Annotated in this window: 17 protein-coding genes; 13 read left to right on the top strand and 4 right to left on the bottom strand. The window is 69.6% G+C overall.

Annotated elements, in window-relative coordinates; all coding sequences use genetic code 11:
- Positions 1–29: 29 nt before the first annotated feature.
- Complete coding sequence (locus ACVTJA_RS16460) at positions 30–557, top strand: SRPBCC family protein (protein WP_465837322.1); 528 nt, start codon at positions 30–32, stop codon at positions 555–557.
- Between the two features lie 92 nt (positions 558–649).
- Positions 650–1,120 carry a YybH family protein gene (locus ACVTJA_RS16455; protein WP_465837321.1) on the top strand — a complete coding sequence of 157 codons (471 nt, stop codon included), beginning with the start codon at positions 650–652 and terminating at the stop codon, positions 1,118–1,120.
- A 46-nt stretch (positions 1,121–1,166) separates the two neighbouring features.
- On the opposite strand, the gene ACVTJA_RS16450 is transcribed toward ACVTJA_RS16455, so the two are convergent.
- A complete protein-coding gene (locus tag ACVTJA_RS16450; RefSeq protein WP_465837320.1) occupies positions 1,167–2,141 on the bottom strand; it encodes a homoserine kinase in 975 nt (324 codons plus the stop codon).
- A gap of 192 nt (positions 2,142–2,333) precedes the next feature.
- Between ACVTJA_RS16450 and ACVTJA_RS16445 the strand changes: the two genes are divergently transcribed.
- Positions 2,334–3,914 carry a tetratricopeptide repeat protein gene (locus tag ACVTJA_RS16445; RefSeq protein WP_465837319.1) on the top strand — a complete coding sequence of 527 codons (1,581 nt, stop codon included), beginning with the start codon at positions 2,334–2,336 and terminating at the stop codon, positions 3,912–3,914.
- Between the two features lie 7 nt (positions 3,915–3,921).
- On the opposite strand, the gene ACVTJA_RS16440 is transcribed toward ACVTJA_RS16445, so the two are convergent.
- The 3 genes from ACVTJA_RS16440 to ACVTJA_RS16430 are packed head-to-tail and all read right to left on the bottom strand — an operon-like array spanning position 3,922 to position 7,901.
- Positions 3,922–4,419 carry a hypothetical protein gene (locus ACVTJA_RS16440; RefSeq protein WP_465837318.1) on the bottom strand — a complete coding sequence of 166 codons (498 nt, stop codon included), beginning with the start codon at positions 4,417–4,419 and terminating at the stop codon, positions 3,922–3,924.
- A gap of 7 nt (positions 4,420–4,426) precedes the next feature.
- The gene (locus ACVTJA_RS16435) at positions 4,427–5,758 is read right to left on the bottom strand and encodes a cyclic nucleotide-binding domain-containing protein (protein WP_465837317.1); all 1,332 of its coding nucleotides are present in this window, start codon (positions 5,756–5,758) and stop codon (positions 4,427–4,429) included.
- 40 nt (positions 5,759–5,798) lie between these two features.
- Entirely contained in the window at positions 5,799–7,901 is a 2,103-nt protein-coding gene (locus tag ACVTJA_RS16430) for an FHA domain-containing protein (RefSeq protein ID WP_465837316.1), read from the bottom strand.
- A gap of 175 nt (positions 7,902–8,076) precedes the next feature.
- Between ACVTJA_RS16430 and ACVTJA_RS16425 the strand changes: the two genes are divergently transcribed.
- The 10 genes from ACVTJA_RS16425 to gspG all read left to right on the top strand — a co-directional run bounded on the left by ACVTJA_RS16425 (position 8,077) and on the right by gspG (position 21,000).
- Positions 8,077–9,558, top strand: a complete 1,482-nt coding sequence (locus tag ACVTJA_RS16425) for a TldD/PmbA family protein (protein ID WP_465837315.1) — start codon at positions 8,077–8,079, stop codon at positions 9,556–9,558.
- A gap of 17 nt (positions 9,559–9,575) precedes the next feature.
- A complete protein-coding gene (locus ACVTJA_RS16420; protein WP_465837314.1) occupies positions 9,576–10,922 on the top strand; it encodes a TldD/PmbA family protein in 1,347 nt (448 codons plus the stop codon).
- Between the two features lie 100 nt (positions 10,923–11,022).
- Positions 11,023–12,033 carry a chromosome partitioning protein ParB gene (locus ACVTJA_RS16415; protein WP_465837313.1) on the top strand — a complete coding sequence of 337 codons (1,011 nt, stop codon included), beginning with the start codon at positions 11,023–11,025 and terminating at the stop codon, positions 12,031–12,033.
- 50 nt (positions 12,034–12,083) lie between these two features.
- Complete coding sequence (locus ACVTJA_RS16410) at positions 12,084–13,499, top strand: sigma-54-dependent transcriptional regulator (protein WP_465837312.1); 1,416 nt, start codon at positions 12,084–12,086, stop codon at positions 13,497–13,499.
- Between the two features lie 194 nt (positions 13,500–13,693).
- Positions 13,694–14,602, top strand: a complete 909-nt coding sequence (gspC, locus tag ACVTJA_RS16405; protein WP_465837311.1) for a type II secretion system protein GspC — start codon at positions 13,694–13,696, stop codon at positions 14,600–14,602.
- Positions 14,603–14,626: 24 nt separating this feature from the next.
- Positions 14,627–17,245, top strand: coding sequence for a type II secretion system secretin GspD (gspD, locus tag ACVTJA_RS16400; protein ID WP_465837310.1), 2,619 nt, complete (start codon positions 14,627–14,629; stop codon positions 17,243–17,245).
- Positions 17,242–19,053 (top strand): type II secretion system ATPase GspE, encoded by a 1,812-nt coding sequence (gspE, locus tag ACVTJA_RS16395; RefSeq protein WP_465837309.1) that lies wholly within the window; start codon positions 17,242–17,244, stop codon positions 19,051–19,053. Before gspD ends, gspE begins: the two co-directional genes overlap by 4 nt.
- 39 nt (positions 19,054–19,092) lie before the next feature.
- Complete coding sequence (gspF, locus tag ACVTJA_RS16390) at positions 19,093–20,349, top strand: type II secretion system inner membrane protein GspF (RefSeq protein WP_465837308.1); 1,257 nt, start codon at positions 19,093–19,095, stop codon at positions 20,347–20,349.
- A gap of 14 nt (positions 20,350–20,363) precedes the next feature.
- Positions 20,364–20,516, top strand: a complete 153-nt coding sequence (locus ACVTJA_RS16385) for a hypothetical protein (protein WP_206720213.1) — start codon at positions 20,364–20,366, stop codon at positions 20,514–20,516.
- A 61-nt stretch (positions 20,517–20,577) separates the two neighbouring features.
- Positions 20,578–21,000 carry a type II secretion system major pseudopilin GspG gene (gspG, locus tag ACVTJA_RS16380; protein ID WP_465837307.1) on the top strand — a complete coding sequence of 141 codons (423 nt, stop codon included), beginning with the start codon at positions 20,578–20,580 and terminating at the stop codon, positions 20,998–21,000.
- Positions 21,001–21,014: the final 14 nt, after the last annotated feature.

Here is a 21,014-nt window from a genome sequence, read left to right as displayed (position 1 = left end):
GAAAGCAGCCCAAAGCCAAGGAGGAGCGGATGCGGTTCGAGACGAGGCAGCGAATCCAGGGGACGGTGGACGAGGTGGAGCGTGCGCTCCTCGACGAGCGGTACTTCGACTTCCTGCTGAAGAACCACGGCGTGCTCCTGGAGCTGCAGCCGCTGGAGGTGAAGACGGAGGGTGACCTGGTGAAGCGCCGCGTGCGCTACCGCCCCAGGCCCGTCATCCAGAGCATCGGCCCCAAGCAGGTGCCGCCCGAGTACTTCGCCTTCATCGAGACGTCCACGTACGACAAGCGCCGCAAGGAGCTGACCTTCTCCAACGTGCCCACGTCGCACACCATCTCCAAGATGCTGGTCAACACCGGCAAGCTGAGCCTGCGGGATTTGGGCGGCGGTCAGACGGAGCGCACGCTGGATGGCGAAATCACCCTCAAACTGCCGTTCCTCATGAAGCCCCTGGCGATGATTGGCGAGAAGGTCATCCAGTCCGAGGGCCTGAAGATTCTCGACAACGAGGTGCCGGTGCTGAACCGGTTCATCGCCGAGGTCATCCGCAAGGCCTAGCCCGGCCGCCGGGGCGGACCGCGAAAGTCCGCCCCCGAGCGGGGCCTGGGAATGGGTTGACTTCCTCTTGGTTGTCCCCGTAAGGCCCCGTCATGCTCAAACGCTTCCTCGCCCTCAGCGTCCTGTCCCTCCTGGCCGCCTGCGCTCCGAAGCGCATCCCCGGCACCGAAATCGAGGACACGTCCGACACGCGCGCCATCCTCGAGGTGATGGAGAAGTACCGCTCCGCGCTGGAGAACCGCGACGCCGCGGCCATCCAGGCCCTCGTCGCGAACGACTTCCGCGAGGACGCGGGCACCCCGTCCGACCCCGAGGACGACCTCACCGCCGCCAACCTTGCCCCCTACCTGCAGAACCTCTTCAAGGCGCTCCAGTCGCCCAAGGTGGAGCTGGATGTGCGCCGCGTGCAGGTGAGCGAGAACCTCGCCGCCGCCATCTACTACTGGAAGGCGACCTGGCGCATGCCGGGCCTCAACCCGAAGCCCCAGCGCGACTCCGAGCTGGAGCAGATGGTGTTCCGTCGCGAGAAGGACGGCACCTGGAAGATTGTCTCCGGCATCTGAGGCACCGGCGCGGGGCGTGGGGCACCTGGCTCCATGCCCCCCGGCCTCACAGCCCCAGCAACCGCGCGAGCCCCTCGGGCCCCATGGCGGACAGTGCCCGGGCCCGGTTGAGGTACGTGCGGTAGTCCTTCTTGGTGAGCTTGTCCGCCGGCAGCGGCGACAGGTGGTAGTCGCGGATGCGGCTGGACGTGAAGCGCACCGCCCCGAAGAGCGCGTGGCCGAAGAGGTTGGCGCGCTCCACGGCGGACAGGGGCCGCACGTCCTGGTAGCCGCGGATGAAGGCGCGGCACAGCTCGGGCAGGTACTGGCCGTTGTCGAAGCACCACGCGTTGAGCGTGATGACGACGTCCAGGCCGTACGCCTCGCGGCACGCCATCTCGAAGTCGAAGAAGGCGCCCACGCGGTCTCCCAGCCACTTCACGTTGTCCATGAAGAGGTCCGCGTGGATGACGCCACGGGGCTCCAGCCCCTGGCGCACCGCCTCCGCCGTGTCCAGGTAGCGCTCCAGCTCCTTCGCCACGGACGCCAGTTCCGCGTCCGGGTGGCCCGTCAGGCCCACCAGCCACTGGCGCACCGTCTCCGGCCCATAGGGGTTGGCGCGCGAGCCGGAGAAGGACTGCGTGTCCCGGTGCATCTTCCCCAGCTCCGTGCCCAGCGACTCCAGGTGGTCGGGCGTGAGGTTCGGGTGGCGCAGCTCCTCTCCGGGCAGCCAGCGGAAGACGCTGACGCGCCCGCCCTCCAGCTCCAGGAAGGGCGTGTCGCCGGTGCGCGGCTTCAGCAGCACCGGCCCGGGGAAGTGGTACTCGGCCAGGTGCGTGAGCAGCGCGGACTCGAAGCGCAAATCCTCCGCGGAGCGCACGGTGGTGTGGCGCATGAAGAAGCGCCCCGTGTCCGTCTCCAGCCGGTGGTTGGTGTTGATGGAGCCCTGGGGAATGGGCGTCACCTCGCGCACCTGCCCCAACCCGTACGCCTCCGAGACCCGGGCGAACGCCTCGGGAGACAGGGCCGTGTGTACCGCCATTGCGCACCTCCGATGGCCAGTATGCACCAGTGGCGCCGGACGCAGACGCTCCGTGTCGACAGCTGGCGCTCAGCCCTCGGGCCGCGCCGTTGACACCTGGAGGGGGCGTTCCTATCTGTGCGCGGCCCCTATACTCGGCAAGAGGGCTCAAACCGTCCGGAAACACTCATTCCCAGCGGGGGAGGCAGGTCCATGGGCACGGAAGGACGCGGGGACTGGAAGCGGCGCGAGAGCTTTGCCAGCGCCCTGATTCAGGTGGGTGCCGTCGCCCTGCTGCTGGTGGGTGCGGTGGTGTACTTCGTCCACCGGGGCGGTGTCCGGAAGGAGACCGAGGAGCACATGCGCGCGGCCCGCGCCGCCGCCCAGCGCGGCAACCCGGCCGACCTCGCGCAGGCCATGAAGGAGCTGGACGCCGTCTTCCAGCTCAATGACAAGAACCGCGACGCGCAGGCCCTGGCCGCCGACATCCAGACGGTGCTGTGGCTGGAGCACCACCAGCCCGGCTCGGACGCGCAGGCCCGTGACTTCCTCTCGCGCGCGGAGGCGCTGGACTCGCGCTCCGGCGAGCGCTTCGGCACGCGCGCGCTGCACCTGCTCGCGGAGGGCAAGGCGGCGGAGGCGGAGAAGTACCTCGAGGACCTCAAGACGCAGGGCGCGAGCAGCCCGAAGCTGACGCTGGCCATGGCCATGGCCCTCCAGGCCCGTGGAGACCTGCCCGGCGCCCGGCAGGCCTTCGCCCGCGCCGCCGAGGTCGCCTACCGGGACCCGCGCTTCACCACCGCGCAGGGCGAGGCCCTGCTGGACGAGGGCCAGTACGGCCCGGCGATGGAGGCCTTCTCCAAGGCCACCACCGTCAGCCCGGACCACCTGCTGGCGCGCGTGTCGCTCGCGCTGGCGCAGGCGTACCAGGGCCGCAAGCTGGAGGCGGCGCAGAAGACGCTGGCCGACCTCCAGGCCCGCGACGCGGAATTGACGCCGGTGGTGAAGTCCCGCGTGGGCGCGCTGAAGGCCGAGCTGGCCCTGGCGCGCGGCGCGGCGGACGAGGCCGTGCAGGCCGCGGACGAGGCGCTGAAAATCACCCCGGATGACCACTACGCCCTCTTCGCCCGCGCCCGCGCGCTGGCGGTGAAGAAGGCCCCGGAAGCCCGCGCCGCCTTCGAGGCCGCCGTGGCGAAGCGCCGCAACGCCCCCCTGCTCTACCTGGACGGCGCGCGAGCCTTGCAAGGCGCCGGAGACGGCGCGGGCGCGCTGGCGCTGCTGGACGCATACGAGGCCACCTTCCGCCCCGTGCAGGTGGCGTCCGCCGACGGGAAGAAGGTCGCCCTGCTGGAGCAGGACGGCCGCTACTGGCTGGCGCGCGGCGGCGTGCTGGAGGCGGCGGGCCGCCAGGACGAGGCGCTGACCGCGTACGACAAGGCCATCGCGGCGCGTGGCGTGGGGCTGGGACGCGCCCAGTACGCCAAGGGCGCGCTGCTGCTCGCGCGCAAGGACTACGCGGGCGCGAAGGCGCTGCTCACCCTGGTGGCACCGGACTCCGGCTCGGGCACCCTGGCGGAGGCGTACACCGCCATGGGCGACCTGCTCTTCGCCCAGAGCGAGTACGCCGCCGGCTGCCAGCACTACTACTTCGGCCTCGTGCGCGCCCGCACGCAGGGCGCCCCGCGCGAGGAGCTGTCCGCGCGCATCGACGGCATCAAGAAGAGCCTGGAGGCCGCGGGCCAGGGCAACATGGCCAAGGCCTGGGTGAACGAGACGGGCGTGCTGCTCCAGTAGCGCGCCGCTACAGCAGGTCGGTCGGGTCCAGCGGGCGGTACTTCGCGCGCACCACGCGCCACTCGCCGTCCTCTTCCTTCTCGAACGTGCCCTCGATGAGGTACGCGTTGAGCACGCTGGAGGCGGCGAGGTCCTGCACCCGCTCCGCCTGCGAGCGGCCGAAGATGAAGCGCGCCTGGAAGTCGCCCTGCGTGGGCGACACCTCTTGGACCTCCAGGTTGGTCATGAAGACGCGGACCCACTGACCGCGCAGCACCTGCGCCGTCAGCACGCCGCGCACCTCCTGCTTGCCCCAGCCGCCCCCGTCGCTCTTGAAGCGCTCGGAGACGGACTCCATCACCCCGCCCACGTCCTTCTCCTCGGCGGCGCGCGTCATCTCCACCACCTTGCGGGTGATGGCCTCCTGCACGCCCGGCTCCGGGCGCGGCCAGAAATACAGAACCGCGCCCGCCACCAGCAGCGCCAGCCCCAGCCCCAATACGCGAGAGCGCGACAACGTCAGCATGCCGGCCTCAGGCCGCCTCCGGCTCGAGCACCAGCTCGTCCGCGTCGATGATTTCCGCCGGCCGCAGCGCCTCGCCAATCTGCTTCAGGCGCCGGTCCGAGAGCTGCTCCAGGTACGTGCGGATGTGCGGGAAGTTCTTCACCAGCTCGTGGAAGGCCGCGCGCTCCAGGAAGGCCGCCGCCGTCTTGCGCGTGGCCACCACCGTGGCGGACGCGCGCAGGCCCGTCAGCAGGGAAATCTCCCCCGCCACGTCGCCCTCGCGCAGCACGCCCAGCGTCACCAGCCCGCCCGCCGGGTCCTCCTTCTGCACCACCAGCTCGCCCGCCAGCACGAGGAAGAGGCCCGGGGAGTGCTCGCCCTCCACCAGCGCCTTCTCGCGCGCCTGCAGGGCCCGGAAGGTGAAGCGCTGGAGCAGCGCGCCACGCTCGGACTCCGGCAGCGTCTGGAACATGGGCGACGTCGCCATGAGGTTTCGCGCCATGCGCTGCTGCGCGAAGTCCGCCAGCACCTGCGGCACCGCGGGGTGGTTCTTGGCCACCGCGTTGAGGTGCTCGCGGCGAATCTCGAACACCTCCGTGTCCACCACCGACGTCACCGTCGCCGTGGGGGGCGCGCCCGTGAGCAGCGCAATCTCACCGAAGATGGAGCCGCCGCCGAGGAAGCCCAGCGTGCGCGCCTCGCCATCCATCTGCCGCGTCACCTCCGCCTTGCCCGCGACGAGCACGTAGAGGTGGTCCGTCGTCTCGCCCTCGCGGCTCACCACCTCGTCCGGCTTCACCCGGCGCCACGCCATGCGGCCCACGAGGTCCAGGAAGGCGTCCCGGTCCAGCTCCGCGAACAACGGCAGCGGCGGCCGGCTGTTCGGGTCCGCCTGTCCACCCGGGTCCGGCGCGGCCAGCACCTCAATCGCGCGGTTGGACAGCTCCTCGCCCTGCAGGCCCATCAGGTCCGTGTCCACCTTGCCGTCGTAGAGCGTCTCCGGCGGCAGGGGCGGCGGCACCGCGGCGCGGCCCGGCGCGTTGCGCACCGCGCGCGCGTGCACGCGGATGAGCGTGTCCTTCAGCCGGCGCTCGTTCGGGGACAAATCCAACGCCTGCTTGCACGCGGCCATCGCGGACAGCAGGTAGTCACGGCGCAGCAGCCCCTCCGCGCACGCGTGGTACGCGGTGACGGCGCGCTCGCGCTCACCCAACTCCGCCAGGCTCCGGGCCGCCAGCATCCGCGAGCGGTGGTCCGCCGGAACGCGGCGCACCGCCTCGGCGAACACGGCGAGCGCGCGCTCGAACTGGCGCTCCTCGATGAGGTCCATCCCGAGCTCACGCAGCGACGACTCGTTCATCCCTACTCTCCCAGCACTTTCGGTGTTTGCTCGCCGCGGCTCACTGCTGCACTTCGCTCAGGTACATCTCCGCCTTGCGCTTCACTTCGGAACCATCCGCGGCGGTCTCGATGATGATCTTGAACTTCTCCGCGGCGGCCTGCGGGTCGCGGTCGCGCTGGATATAGGCCTGGAGGTAGAGCTCCTCCACCTTCTTCTGCAGGGACTCCAGCCCGTCGCGCGCGCGGCCGTCGCCGGGGTTGAGGCGCATCGCCTCGCGGAAGTTGGAGCCCGCCACCGCGAGCTCCCCGCGCTTGAGGGCCGCCTGCCCCGCCGCCACGGACGAGGACGCGAGCTGCTCGTCGAGCGTGTTGCCCAGCGAGCCGCGGAAGCCAATCTGCCGGTACAGCTCCGCCGCCCGGCGCAGCGGCTTGGCCGCCGCCTCCAGGGCGTTCTGCTCCATCTTCCGCTGCCCCTCTTCGAGGACGCGGGCGAACTGGGGAATGAGGCGCTTGAGCGCCGTGGCGCGGTCCTTGACGTCCTTGTCGCCCTTGTACTTGTCCACCACGCGGTCGCACTCCAGCACCGCGCGCTGGTAGTCGCCGCCGTTGAAGCGGCGCTCCACGTCCACGAAGGCCTCCTCGATGAACTGGCGGCGCTGCTCCTTGGCGTTGGCCGCGGCGCGCTCCCGGGCGTTGCGGTTGCGGCGCGCGTCGTCGGCGGCATCCTTCGCCAGCTCCGCCTCCAGGTCCGCCAGCTTCGTCTCGTACGCGGGCCGGTTCGCCGGGGGCAGCGCGTCCAGCAGCGGGCGCACCGCCTCCGGGTCTCTCGTGGCGAGCGCCTCCTCCACCTGCTGGATGCGGAAGGCCAGGTGCTTCTCCTCCAGCTCCGCCTCCAGCTTGCGGCGGTCGTCATCCGTCTTCGCCGTGCCCTCCGGCGCATTGGCCAGCTTCTCGCGCGCCTCGTCGAACTTCTTCTCGTCGATGAGCTCCCGCACCGCCTGCAGCGCGTCCAGCACGTCCTGCTGCTTCTTCGCCGCGCGGGCCAGGCCCTCCTCGTCCACGCCGGGGAGCAGCTTCTCCGCCTCCTCCACCAGCCGCACCGCGTTGGCGAAGTCCTCCGCGCGCACGGACTCGCGCGCCTTCTGCATCAGCACCTTCGCGCGCTCCGCGTTCGGGTCCACCGGCGGCGGAGGCGGCGGCCGCTTCTTCGCGAAGACGAGCCCCACCACCAGCAGCACCAGGACGAGGCCGGCCAGGCCGATGAGGGCCTTCTGCTTGCCCGTCATCCCCCCGCCCGTCCTGCCCCCGCTGCGCGTGGGCGGCCGCACGGGACGGGACACCACGGCAGTGCCCTTGTTCCTCCCCTCGTCGCGGAGCACGTCCGCCAGCTTGTAGTTGGCGTTGGTGGCCTCGTTGAGGCGAGGGTCGCTCGGGTCCAGGTCGCGGCCGCGCGCGGAGGAGGCATTCTTCCGGGCCTCCGCCGCATCCTTGGCGGACTCCTCGCGCTCGCGCTGCTCCTCGGCATCGCGGGCCTCGGCCTGGGCGCGCATCTCTTTTATCTGCTCCGCTTCGTCCACGAAGCGCAGGCGCGTCTTGCCCACCTGAAGCTCGTCGCCGTGCTTCAGCACGCACTCGTCCACGCGCTCGTCGTTGACCCGGGTGCCGGAGACGCTGCCCAGATCACGCATCACCACGCCGCCCTCGCCGTACACCAGCTCCAGGTGGCGGCGGGAGATGGACTGGTCCTCCAGCACGAAGTCGCAGTCCTTGCCGCGGCCGACGACCATCCGCACGCTCTGGAAGCGCTTCTTGCGGCCCCGGTCCGGGCCGTCCAGCACCAGCATCTGCACCGGCGGGCCGGCGCGCGTGGCGTCCGGGTTGTCGTCGTCCTGCTCGCGCGCGGAGCCTTCCTCCTCCTCGAAGTCCCGCACGGAGGCCACGCGCGTCTCGTCGCGGCGCGAGCCGCTGGCGTCGCCGTACAGCTCCGGGTTGGGTGGCCCGTCCTCCGGGTAGCTCTCCTCACTGGACAATGGCGCGGAGAAGTCCTCGTCCTCGGACGAGGACGTACCGCGGGCAGGCCGGCCACGGCCGGAGTTGGCCCCCGAGCCACTACCGGAACGGCCGGTGCCAGCGCGGGAAGAGGGAGGAGGACGAGGAGGCATGGGGTGGTTTCCAGTCTCGAAGCGGCGGGCATCTTAGAGCGCCGTCTCCACGGTGGGAATGCGGACAGGCCGCTCACCCGGGAAAGAAGGGCGGGCATTGAGCGTTGCTCCGGGCGGCGCCGCCTCCTATGTAGGTGCCCACACCCCACCAGCTTCACCTTGGGAGTCCCGACACATGCCGCGAGCCACTGCGTCCACTCGACGCGCTTCCGCCTCCCAGCTTGCCCCCCCGGTGGCCCGGGGGCCCTCGGCCGCCCCGCTGCTGCCCCAGCCGCTCATCGAGCGCCTGCTCGCCGTCGCCATGGAGCGCGGCGGTGACTTCGCGGAGGTCTACGTGGAGCGCACGCTCACCACGGCGGTGATGCTGGAGGAGTCCCGCATCAAGAGCGCCCAGACGGGCCTCATCCAGGGCGTCGGCGTGCGCGTCATCTCCGGGCCCAAGGTGGGCTACGCCTACTCGGACGACTGGGACGAGGCCGCCCTCCTCCGCGCGGCCTCCACCGCCGCGATGATTGCCCAGGGTGGCGGCGCCGAGCGCAGCTTCCCGGTGCACCGCGCCGCCGTGCCCAGCCACTACCGCGTGGCCACGCCGCTGATGGACGTGGACGTGGCGCTGAAGACGGGCCTGCTGTCCCGCGCGGACAAGGCCGCCCGCGCCTTCGACGCGCGGGTGAAGCAGGTGAATGCCTCGTACGTGGACCAGACGCGCCGCATCGCCGTGGCCAACACGCACGGGCGCTACACCGAGGACACCCAGGACCTGTGCCGCATGGCGGTCCAGGTCGTGGCGCAGGGGAAGAACGGCGAGCAGCGCACCGGCATGTTCGGCGGCGGCGGCCGGGTGCCCTTCACGCACTGGGACACCTTCCCGCCCGAGGGCGTGGCGCGCGAGGCGGCGCGGCAGGCGGTGGCCACGCTGGGCGCGGTGGAGTGCGCGGCCGGCCCACAGACGGTGGTGCTGGCGCCGGGCTGGAGCGGCATCCTCCTGCACGAGGCGGTGGGCCACGGCCTGGAGGCGGACTTCATCCGGAAGGGCACCTCGCTGTTCGCTGGCAAACTCGGACAGAAGGTGGCGTCGGACCTCGTCACCGTCATCGACGACGGCACGGTGTCCAGCGGGCGCGGCTCCATCAACATCGACGACGAGGGAAACCCCGGTGAGCGCAAGGTGCTCATCGAGAACGGCGTCCTCAAGAACTACCTCTACGACAGCCTCAACGCGAAGCTGATGGGCCAGCGCACCACCGGCAGCGGGCGGCGCGAGTCCTTCAAGCACCTGCCGCTGCCGCGCATGACGAACACCTTCCTCGCACCCGGCGACCATGCGCCCGAGGACATCCTCAAGGAGGTGAAGCGCGGCCTGTACTGCGCGACGTTCGGCGGCGGGCAGGTGGACATCACCAACGGCAACTTCGTCTTCGAGGTGAGCGAGGCCTACCAGATTGAGGACGGCAAGCTGGGCCGCCCGGTGAAGAACGCCATGCTCATCGGCGTGGGGCCGGAGGCGCTGAAGAACGTCTCGCGCGTGGGGAGTGACCCGATGCCGGACCCGGGCATGGGCGTGTGCATGAAGGATGGGCAGATGCTTCCGGTGGGCGTGGGCCTGCCCACGCTGCGCATCGACAACGTCACCGTCGGCGGAACGAAGGTCGCCTGAGAGAGGGAGCGCCAACCGTGGACTACCAGCAGCTCGCGAAGAAGATTGTCCAGCGCGCGAAGAAGAAGGGCGCCCAGCAGGCGGAGGCCTTCCTGGAGGTGGGCCGCCAGGGCAGCGTGCGTGTGCACAACGGAGAAATCGAGGACCTCACCCAGTCCACCAGCAAGGGCGTGGGAGTGCGCGTCCTCGTGAAGGGCCGGCTCGGGTTCGCCTATACGTCGGACTTCGAGACCGGCGCCCTGGACCACATCATCGACCAGGCGCTGAAGCTCGCCGGGGCCGCCGCGCCCAACAAGCTCAACGGACTGCCGTCCGGCAAGGACCTGGGCCGCTTCGGGGACACCGGCCTGCTCTTCGATACCAGGGTCTCGGAGCTGCCCGGCGACTGGAAGATAAAGGCCGCGCTCGAGGTGGAGAAGGCCGCCCGCGCGGAGGACTCGCGCGTCGTCGCCTTCAACGCGGTGGGCGCCGGGGACTTCGTCTCCGAGGTGTACGTGGCCTCCACCGAGGGGCTGACCGGCGCGTACTCCGGCACGTACGTCTTCCTCTACGCCATGCCGGTGGCGTCCGACGGCGCGGGCCTCCAGACGGGCTACTGGGTGGACTACAAGCGCTTCCTGGATGATTTGGACACGCCCGAGTCCATCGGCCGCGAGGCCACGCGCCGCGCGGTGCGGATGCTGGGCGCGAAGCGGGTGAAGACGCAGCAGGTGCCGGTGGTGTTGGACCCGCTCGTCGCCTCCAGCTTCGTCTCGGACCTCGCCGCCGCGGCCAACGGCAACGCCGTGTACCAGGGGGCCAGCATCCTCGCGCCGCTGAAGGGCAAGAAGCTGGCGGGCCCGCACGTGACGCTGGTGGATGACGGCCTGCTGCCCCGCGGCCTCGCCACCGCGCCCTTCGACGGCGAGGGCGTGCCCACGCGGCGCACGCCCATCCTCGACAAGGGCGTGCTGTCCGGCTTCCTCTACGACGCTTTCACCGCGCGCAAGGCGAAGGCGCGCACCACGGGCAACGCGTCGCGCGGCTACAACGCCCTGCCCTCCATCGGCACCACCAACCTCTACCTGGAGGCCGGTACGAAGCCGCCCGAGGAGCTGCTGCGCGAGGTGGACAGCGGCTTCTACGTGACGGCGCTGCTCGGCCAGGGCACGGACCCGGTGACGGGCGAGCTGTCCGCCGGCGCCAACGGCCTCTGGATTGAGAAGGGCGAGCTGACGCACCCGGTGCAGGAGGTGACGGTGGCGGGCAACCTCCTCCAGATGCTGCAGGATGTGGACGGCCTCGGGAACGACTTGCAGTTCCGCGGAGGCTCGGTGGGCGCGCCCACTGTCCGCTTCCGGCAGCTCACCGTCTCGGGAGAGTAGCCCTACCCTCCGCGTCACCCTAGCGTGGACCAACGCGGGGCCGCCTCCATGTCAGGGGCCCCGCGTACAACCCAGTGGCAACGCAAGGAGGGCTCGGCCCATGGCAGCAGCGAAGTCCGCACGGAAGTCCGCCACCGCGAAGAAGCCGACGACGGCCCGCAAGCCACGCCGCAAGAAGGCGGAACCGAAGTCGAAGGGCCTCTCCCCGGCGGAGGTGGCCAGCGACTCGGTGGAGTACCCCACGGATTTGCTGGAGGCCATCCACACCGACGGCGGTGAGGTGCTCGGCGTCTACCGCGAGCCCCTGGGCGGCCACCCCACCATCTTCGCCGTGCTCCCCATCGACAAGGTGGAGCCCACCCCGTACCAGCGCGACTTGTCCGAGCCGCACGTGAAGCGGCTGGCCAACGCCATGGAGCGGCTGGACCGCTACCTGGACCCCGTCATCGCCGTGCGCAAGGACGGCATGTACTGGACGCCCAACGGCAACCACCGCCTCAACGCCAGCAAGCTGCTGGGCGCGAAGTCGATTGTGGCGCTGGTGCTGCCGGACGAGGACGTGGCCTACCAAATCCTCGCCCTCAACACGGAGAAGGCGCACAACCTGAAGGAACGCTCGCTGGAGGTCATCCGCATGTACCGCGGCCTCGTGGGCGCGGACCGGAAGGGCAACGAGACGGCCTTCTCCCACCTCTTCGAGGAGCCGTCCTTCGTGACGCTCGGCGCCGCGTACGAGAAGCGGCCCCGCTTCTCCGCCGGCGCCTACCACCCCTTCGTCAAGGTGCTGGAGGACTTCCAGGAGATGTCTCTCAAGGAGGCCCTGGCCCTGCGCGAGGCTCGCGCGGACCGGCTGCTGGAGCTGGACGACGCCGTCGTCGCCGTCGTCAACACCCTCAAGGAGCGCGGCCTCCAGAGCCCCTACCTCAAGAACTTCGTCGTCGCCCGCATCAACTTCCTCCGCTTCCGCAAGGACGGGGGCAAGCCGGACTTCAACGCCACCCTGGACCGCATGCTGGCCAGCGCCCGCAAGTTCAACGTGGACAAGGTGAACCGCGAGGACATCGGCCGCATGGGCGGCGGCCCCGTGGAGGCCGACGAGGAGTCGGCCTGAGGGAACGCGACTTGCAGGAGCGCGGCCGCCCAGGAGAATTTCCGCACGCCATGACATCCCCCACGGTCCTGGTCGTCGACGACGACCGCGCCAACCTCGATTCCGTCGCCCGCATCTTCCAGCGTGAAGGCATGGCCACCCTGTCCGCCGCCAACGGCACGGAGGCCCTGGAGCTGCTGCGCCGCCCCGAAGTCACTGTGATGGTGACGGACCTGATGATGCCCAACATGGACGGGCAGGAGTTGCTGCGCGCCGCGCGCACCATCCGCCCGGACGTGGAGGTGGTGCTGATGACGGCCTACGGCACGGTGGAGACGGCCGTGGCCGCCATGAAGGACGGCGCCTACGACTTCATCACCAAGCCCCTCAAGCGCCACGCGCTGGTGAAGGCGGTGCAGAAGGCGCTGGAGAAGCGCGCGCTCGTCGCGGAGAACCAGTCCCTCAAGGCGAAGCTGGCGGAGATGAACGCGGCCGGCGGGCGCACCATGGTGGGCCAGTCCCCCGCCTTCCGCGCCATGCTGGACACCATCCGCCAGGCGGCACCCTCCACCGCCACGGTGCTGCTGCTCGGCGAGTCCGGCACCGGCAAGGAGCTGGCCGCGCGCTCGGTGCACGAGTACTCCAACCGCGCGAAGGGGCCCTTCGTCGCCGTCAATTGCGGCGCGCTGCCGGAGAACATCCTGGAGGCGGAGCTCTTCGGCGTGGAGCGCGGCGCCTTCACCGGCGCGGTGGCCCGCCGCGAGGGCCGCTTCGAGCGCGCCAGCGGCGGCACCCTCTTCCTCGACGAAGTGGGCGAGATGCCGCTGTCCGCGCAGGTGAAGCTCCTGCGCGCGCTGGCCGAGGGCGAAATCGAGCGGCTGGGCGGCACGCAGACGGTGAAGGTGGACGTGCGGCTGGTGGCCGCCACGAACAAGGACCTGCAGAAGGAGGTGGCGGAGGGCCGCTTCCGAGAGGACCTCTACTACCGCCTCAACGTGGTGGAGATTCGCGTGCCCGCGCTCGCCTCGCGCCGCGAGGACATCCCCCTCTTGGCGGACGCCTTCCTGCGCCGCTTCGCCGCCAAGAATGGCAAGGTGCTGCGCGGCTTCTCGCAGGAGGCGCTCAACGTCCTGGAGAACTACGCGTGGCCCGGCAACGTGCGCGAATTGGAGCACGCCGTGGAGCGCGCGGTGGTGCTCGCGCGCGGCGAGGTGCTGGAGGCGAGCGACCTCCCCGAGTCGGTGCGCAAGGGCCCGGTGGGCTCGGCCGGTCAGCTCGTCATCCCCATTGGCACGCCCATGGAGGAAGTCGAGCGGCGGGTGATCCACGAGACACTGCGCCACACGCGCGGCGACAAGACGCTGGCCGCCCGCCTGCTGGGCATCGCCGCGCGCACCATCTACCGCAAGCTGGAGCGCGAGCAGTCCACCGGCGAGGCCCCCTCCAACCCCTCCGCCCCGGCCCCCACCACCGAAGCGGACGACTGACAGGGCGTCACACGGGGCCCCGCCGCCTTTTGACAATTTGTCCCACGGGGTTCCGAGGGCCGCCCCCGGGCGCGGGGCGGGCCGCCATTTCGGAATAATTTCGCGCCCTTGGCCCGTTGCCCCTGGATTGCCCGCCTGGCACGCGGTGGCACCTGACTTGCTCACCGTTGGCCCGGCTTTCCACCGGAAGCGTGATGGAACTCTTCTTTCGAAAGTACTTCTGGACGGTGAACCTGCTGTTCATCCTGCTCGTGGCGCTGCTGGCCGCGCGCACGGTGAACCTCGTGTTCGAGGTCGCCTTCTCTCCCGTGCCCTCCGGGGCGACGGCGCGCGCGCCCACGCATACGCGGCGCGCGGAGACGGCCATGGCGATGCTCGACATGGAGCGCCTGTCGAAGCTCACCGGCATCAAGATTCCGGAGCTCGAGGTCGCCGTGAAGGAGCCCGAGACTCCTCAGGTGGACCCCAACGCGCCGCCGGTGAAGAGCGGCCTGCGGGTGAAGCTGCTCGGCACCCTCGTCGCGGCCAACCCGGACTGGTCCTTCGCGTCCATCCAGGACATGGTGACGCAGCGCTCGCAGACGTACATGGTGGGCAACGCCCTCCAGGGCGCCACCGTGCAGGAAATCGAGCGCGAGCGCGTCATCATCCTCAACAACGGCCGCCGCGAGTTCATCGACGGGCAGCCGGGTGACGGCGCCTTCGTTCCGCCCTCGCCGCCCGTGGCCGCCAACACCGCTCCGCCGCCGCCTGGCAACGGCAGCGGCATCCGCGCCACCAGCGACAACGAGTACGAAGTCCCGCGCGCGGAAATCGACAAGACGCTCAACAACCTCAACGACGTGGCCATGCAGGCCCGCATCGTTCCCGCCTTCAAGGACGGTCAGGCGGTGGGCTTCAAGCTCTTCTCCATCCGTCCGGACTCCATCTACTCCAAGATTGGTGTCCAGAACGGCGACGTCATCCGCCGCATCAACGGGTTCGACCTCAACAGCCCCGAGAAGGCGCTCGAGGTCTACTCGAAGATGAAGGACGCATCCCGTATCGAAATCGAGATCGAGCGCAACGGAGCGCCGATCAAAAAGTCGTACAACGTCCGTTAATCACACCCGCAGCGCCCGCTCTCCATGAAGACGCTCCCGTCCTGGATGCTCTGCCTGTGCCTCGCGCTCGCCGTTCCCGCGCAGGCCCAGCGCCGCCCCCCTCCGCCCGGCACCACCGCACCCGCCACGCCGGGCGAGAGGACGATTTCCCCTCAGGCCCCCTCCGCCAGCGGCAACGGCGAGGAGTCCAACCAGGGTCCCCGCCGCACGCCCACGTGCGAGGAGGCCCGGCGCAATGCCCGCTACGGCATCTACTTCGACAAGGTGGAAATCGAGAAGCTGGTCCAGACGGTGGCGGACGCCACCTGCCGCACCTTCATCCTCCCGGAGAACGTGCGCGGGAAGATTTCCATCATCGGCCCTGAGAATGGCCGCGTGGAGGTCAACGCGGATGCCTTCTACTCCGCCTTCCTCGCCGCGCTCGACGCCAACGGCCTGTCCGTCTACCAGCACGGCCGCTTCCTGAAGATTGTCGACAAGCGCTCGGCGAAGCAGAACCCCATCCCCACCATCATCGAGGATGGGGAGCCGTACACCACCAACGAGCAGATGGTGACCAAGCTCTTCCGCATCAAGAACGTGGAAGTAGAGCCCCTGCGCGGCGTGCTCCAGCAGCTCGTGTCCAAGGACGGCGACACGATTCCGTACCCGCCGGACACCATCATCGTCAACGACGTGGGCTCCAACATCCACCGCCTGGAGCGCATCATCAACCAGCTCGACAGCCGCGCCGCGAGCGACGAGCTGCGCATCATCCAGATTCAGTACGCCACCGCGCAGGACGTGGCCAACACGGTGCAGCGCCTCTTCGAGGCGAAGAACGCCCGCGGCGGCCAGCGCCCCGGCGGCTTCCAGTCCAACGTGAATCCCGGTGGCCCGCCGCAGGAGGTCGCCGTCCAGTCCGCCGGGGGCCAGGACACCGCCGCCGGCCCGGTGACGCTGTCTCAAATCATCCCGGACGAGCGCACCAACAAGCTCATCATCGTCGCCAGCCCCGCCGCGTTCGACCGCATCCAGGAGCTGGTGGCGCAGCTCGACATCCCCACCACCAGCGGCGGCCGCATCAACGTCTACCCGCTGGAGAACGCCAACGCGGAGGAGCTGGCCAGCACGCTCCAGTCGCTGGCGCAGGGCACCGCCAACCGCCCGCGCAACCCCTCTCCGGTGCCGCCGGCGGGCATCCCCCGTGCGCCGGGCGCCGGCACACAGGCCGCGGAGCTGTTCAGCGGCGAGGTGAAGATTTCGGCCGACAAGGGCACCAACTCGCTGGTCATCGTCGCCAGCGCGGCGGACTACAAGAACATCGTCTCCATCATCCAGCAGCTGGACACGCCGCGCCGCCAGGTCTTCGTCGAGGCGGTCATCATGGAGGTCAACCTCAACCGGGACGCCGCGTTCGGCGTCAACCTCCACAGCGGCTTCAGCCTGAAGACGGATGACGGCGCGGTGCCGGGCATCATCGGCACCAACAACACGGGCAACGGCCTGCCCCCGTCGCTGTCGCTGGGCAGCCTCGCGCAGTTCGGCGGCTTCCTCGCCGGCCTCCAGGGCCCCGTCATCCCCGCGCTGGAGAAGCTCGGCCTGGACATCCCCGCCTTCGGCATCATCCTGCACGCCATGCAGCAGAGCTCGGACGTCAACGTGCTCTCCACCCCGCACATCCTCACCAGCGATAACGAGGAGGCGGAAATCACGGTGGGCCAGAACGTGCCCTTCCAGTCCGGCTTCAACCCCTCGTCGCTGGGCTCCACGGTGGGCGGCACCGGAGGCGGCACCACCTCCGGCGGCCTGGGCGGCATCCTCGGCGGGCTCGGCGGCCTGAGCTCGCTGTACGCGCCCATCACGCGCCAGAACGTGGAGCTGAAGCTCACCGTCAAGCCGCAGATCAACGAGAGCGACTACATCCGCCTCGTCATCAGCGAGCAGACGGAGGAGATTGCCTCCACGGACCCGGTGCTCGGCCCCACCACCTCGCGCCGCAGCGCGAAGACGACGGTGATTGCCAAGGACCAGGAGACGGTGGTGCTCGGCGGCATCATGCAGGACCGCACCCTGGAGTCCGTCACCAAGGTGCCGGTGCTGGGTGACATCCCCATCATCGGCCACCTGTTCCGAGAGACGACGCGCAAGAAGACGAAGACGAACCTGCTCCTCTTCCTGACGCCCTACATCATCCGGGGCCCCGAGGACTTCCGCATCATCTTCGAGCGCAAGATGAAGGAGCGGCAGCAGTTCGTGGAGCAGTTCTACGGCCAGGTGCCCGGCTACGACGTGGCGGTGGACTTCAGCCACAAGCCCGGCCCGCTGTCGCGCATGAACCAGTCCGTCCTCAAGGAGCAGCAGCGCGCGGAGAACGGCGGCCCCGGCGCCAACGGTGAGCGCATCATCGCCCCCTCCAGCCCGGCCCCCGCCCCGGCGAACGGGCGCACGGCCCCCGCCCCCTCGTCGGCCCCCGCCCCGGGGACGCCTCCGGCTGAACCGCCGGTGCGGGAAGTCGAGCCGCCTCCGGGTGGTTCCGATCAACCAGTGCCTGGTGCACCGGCGCAGCCCTCCGGGGCGCCCGCCCCCGAGAGCCCTCCGGCTCCGGAGGCCTCGCCGGAGAACCTGCGCGTGCAGCCGGACCCAGGGGAACAGACTCCATGAACGTGACCGCAGACCCCACCACCAACGCCACGGCCGCCGTGGCTCCCGCCCGCAACGACGCCACCCAGGTCGTCGCGCACGGCCAGGCCTTCCTCTGCGGACGGCCGCTGGGGGAAATCCTCCGCGCGCTCGTCCCCTCGCTCACCGAGGAGAAGATCCAGGAAGCCCTCACCGTCCAGGCGGAGAAGGGCCAGCGCATCGGCGAGGCCCTGGTGGGCATGCGGGCCGTCTCCGAAGAGGACGTGGCCAAGGCGCTCGGCCACCAGCTGGATTTGCCCTACCTCGCGCGCATCTTCACCGAGGAGGTGGACGCGGAGCTGGTCAAGCGCATCCCCATCAACTTCGCCAAGCAGTCCCACATCCTCCCGCTGTCCCTGGAGGGTGACACCGTCGTCGTCGCCGTCGCGGACCCGCTGGACACCTCCGCCATTGACCACGTGCGCGTGCTGCTGGGGCAGAACATCACCCCCCGCATCGCGCTGGCCAGCACCATCATCGACGCCATCAACAGCGTCTATGACCGCTCCGTCAACGAGGCCGAGCAGCTCGTGGACGAGATGGAGACGCAGGACCTGGACGCCATCGCCCACGAGCTGGACGAGCCCACGGACCTGCTCGACGTCAACGACGAGGCGCCGGTCATCCGGCTGGTGAACTCCATCCTCTTCCGCGCCGCCAAGGAGCGCGCGAGCGATATCCACATCGAGCCCATGGAGCGCGAGCTGCTCGTGCGCTTCCGCGTGGACGGCGTGCTGCAGGAAATCATCAAGCCGCCCAAGCGCTACCAGAACGCGATTGTGTCCCGCGTGAAGGTCATGGGGCAGCTCAACATCGCCGAGAAGCGCCTGCCGCAGGACGGCCGCATCCGCATCAAGCTCGCGGGCCGCGACATCGACATCCGTCTGTCCACCATCCCCACGTCCTTCGGCGAGCGCATCGTCATGCGTCTGCTCGACAAGACGGCGACGCTGCTGGACCTGGCGGAAATCGGCATGAGCCAGAAGACGCTCGAGTCGATGGAAGCCGTCATCAAGCGCTCTCACGGCATCATCCTCGTCACCGGCCCCACGGGCTCCGGCAAGACGACGACGCTCTACGGCGCCCTGTCGAAAATCAATACGCCGGACCTCAACATCCTCACCGTCGAGGACCCGGTCGAGTACCAGCTCAAGGGCATTGGCCAGATGGCCATCAACCCGAAGATTGGGCTGACGTTCGCCCAGGGGCTGCGCTCCTTCCTCCGCCAGGACCCGGACGTCATCATGGTGGGCGAAATCCGCGACAAGGAGACGGCGGAAATCGCCATCCAGGCGTCGCTGACGGGCCACCTGGTGCTCTCCACGGTGCACACCAACGACGCGGCGGGCGCGGTGACGCGACTCGTGGACATGGGCGTGGAGCCCTTCCTCGTGGCGTCCTCGCTCACCGGCATCCTCGCCCAGCGCCTCGTGCGGCGCGTGTGCCCGGACTGCCGGGTGCCCTACAAGCCCACGGACGCGGAGCTCAAGGAACTGGGCCACACCCTCGCGTCGTTCAAGGAGCGCTACGGCACGGACCGCATCTACAAGGCCGCCGGCTGCCCCTCGTGCAACCGCAACGGCTACCGCGGCCGCACCGGCATCTACGAGTTCCTCCCCGTGGATGACGACGTCCGCCAGCTCGTCCTGAAGAACGTGGACGCGTCCACCATCAAGCGCTCCGCCACGTCCAAGGGCATGACGACGCTGCTGGACGACGGAGCCCGGAAGATTGCCCTCGGAGAGACGACCATCGCGGAAGTGCTGAGCATCACCCAGGAGGACATGTAACCGACCGCTCCTCCCTGGGAGGGGCCGGGGTACTGAGCCATGCCGGTCTTCGAGTACAGAGGTCTCAACGCCGCGGGCAAGCAGGTCAAGGGCCTGCTGGAAGCGGATTCGCCCAAGACGCTGCGCACCAAGCTGCGCACCGACGGCATCTTCCTCACCGACGTGCTGGCGCAGGCGGAGGGCAGCCGCGCCGCCGTGGCCAGGGGCGCCAACGCGTCCCTCGTCGCGCGCGACATCGACCTGCGCAAGCTGGGCCGCGGCCGCGTCAACACGGACGACGTGGCCATCTTCACCCGGCAGCTCTCCACGCTGCTGGGCGCGGGCGTCACCCTCGTCGAGTCCCTCAGCGCGCTGGTGGACCAGGTGGAGAAGGAGCGCTTCAAGCGCGCCCTCTCCGACATCAAGCAGCGCGTGAATGAGGGCTCGTCCCTGGCGGACGCCATGGGCGCCCACCCGAAAATCTTCCCCAGCATCTACGTGAACATGGTGCGCGCGGGCGAGGCCTCGGGCGCGCTGGACGCCGTGCTCACGCGCCTGGCGGACTTCACGGAGAACCAGGCCCGGCTGCAGCAGAAGATTCTCAGCACCATGCTCTACCCCGCCATCATGATGGTGGTGGGCGGCGGCATCCTCGTGGCCCTCATGGTCTTCGTGGTGCCGAAGGTGACGAAAATCTTCGAGACGATGAAGGCCACGCTGCCGCTGAACACGCGCATCCTCATCGCCAGCAGCAACTTCTTCCAGAACTGGTGGTTCATCATCCTCCCGCTGATGGTGCTGGGAGGCTTCCTCTTCGTGCGCTGGACGAAGAGCCCCAAGGGCAAGCCGAAGTGGGACCGCTTCACGCTGAAGGCGCCGGTGGTGGGCCACCTCGTGCGCCTGCTGGCCATCTCCCGCTTCGCCCGCACGCTGTCCACCCTGCTCAAGAGCGGCGTCCCGCTGCTGGCGGCCATGGACATCGTGAAGGCCATCATCACCAACACCGTCCTCGCGGAGGTGGTGGAGAAGGCCCGGGACTCCATCCGCGAGGGCGAGAGCATCGCCAACCCGCTCAAGCGCTCCGGTGAGTTCCCTCCCCTCGTGTACCACATGGTCGCCATCGGCGAGCGCTCCGGCCAGTTGGAGGAGATGCTCACCAGCGTGGCGGACAACTACGAGACGCAGGTGAATGTGCGCATCACCGCCCTCACCTCGTTGCTCGAGCCGATGCTCATCGTGGTGATGGGCGCGGTGATTGCATTCGTCGCACTCAGCATCCTGATGCCGATTCTGCAGGTGAACTCGGCCATCCACTGAGGAGTGACGGAGCGATGAACGACACCCTGGACCGCTGGATACAGCGCGTCACCCTGGCGGCGATGATTGCCGTGGCGGCGGCGCTGCTGACGGTGGGGGCCCGGCTGTACGGTTCCCAGCCGGCGCGTCCGGAGGCGGGAGTGGCGGCCGGGGCCCGGACGCCCTGACAGGACGACACACAAACCCTTCGGTGGCTTGCCAGAAAGTCACCCCAGAAAGTGAGCTGACATGAGCCAGAACACCCAGAAGCAGCAGCGCCGCCGTCGCAGCCGCGGCATGACCCTCATCGAAATCATGGTGGTCATCACCATCCTCGGCCTCATCGCCGCGGCGGTGGGTGTCGCCGTGATTCCGCAGCTCGAGGCCGCCCGTCGCGACCGCGCCTCGCTGGACATCAAGAACATCCAGGGCGCGATGAAGCTGTACTACACGAAGAAGGGCAAGTACCCGGACACCGCTTCCGGCCTGGGCGCGCTGGTGGAGGCGCAGGCGCTCGAGCAGATGCCCAAGGACCCCTGGAACAACGACTACGTGTACATCAACGAGGGCGGCAAGCCCGTCATCATCTCCTACGGCGCGGACGGCACCGCCGGCGGCGAGGGCAACGACGCGGATATCTCGTCTGCTGACGCCGCTGCTGCCAACAAGTGAAGAACTAGCGCACC

This window comes from Pyxidicoccus sp. M6, assembly GCF_055568925.1.
The sequence above is the reverse complement of the archived record's forward strand: the minus strand, read 5'-3'. Positions and strand labels throughout refer to the sequence as shown.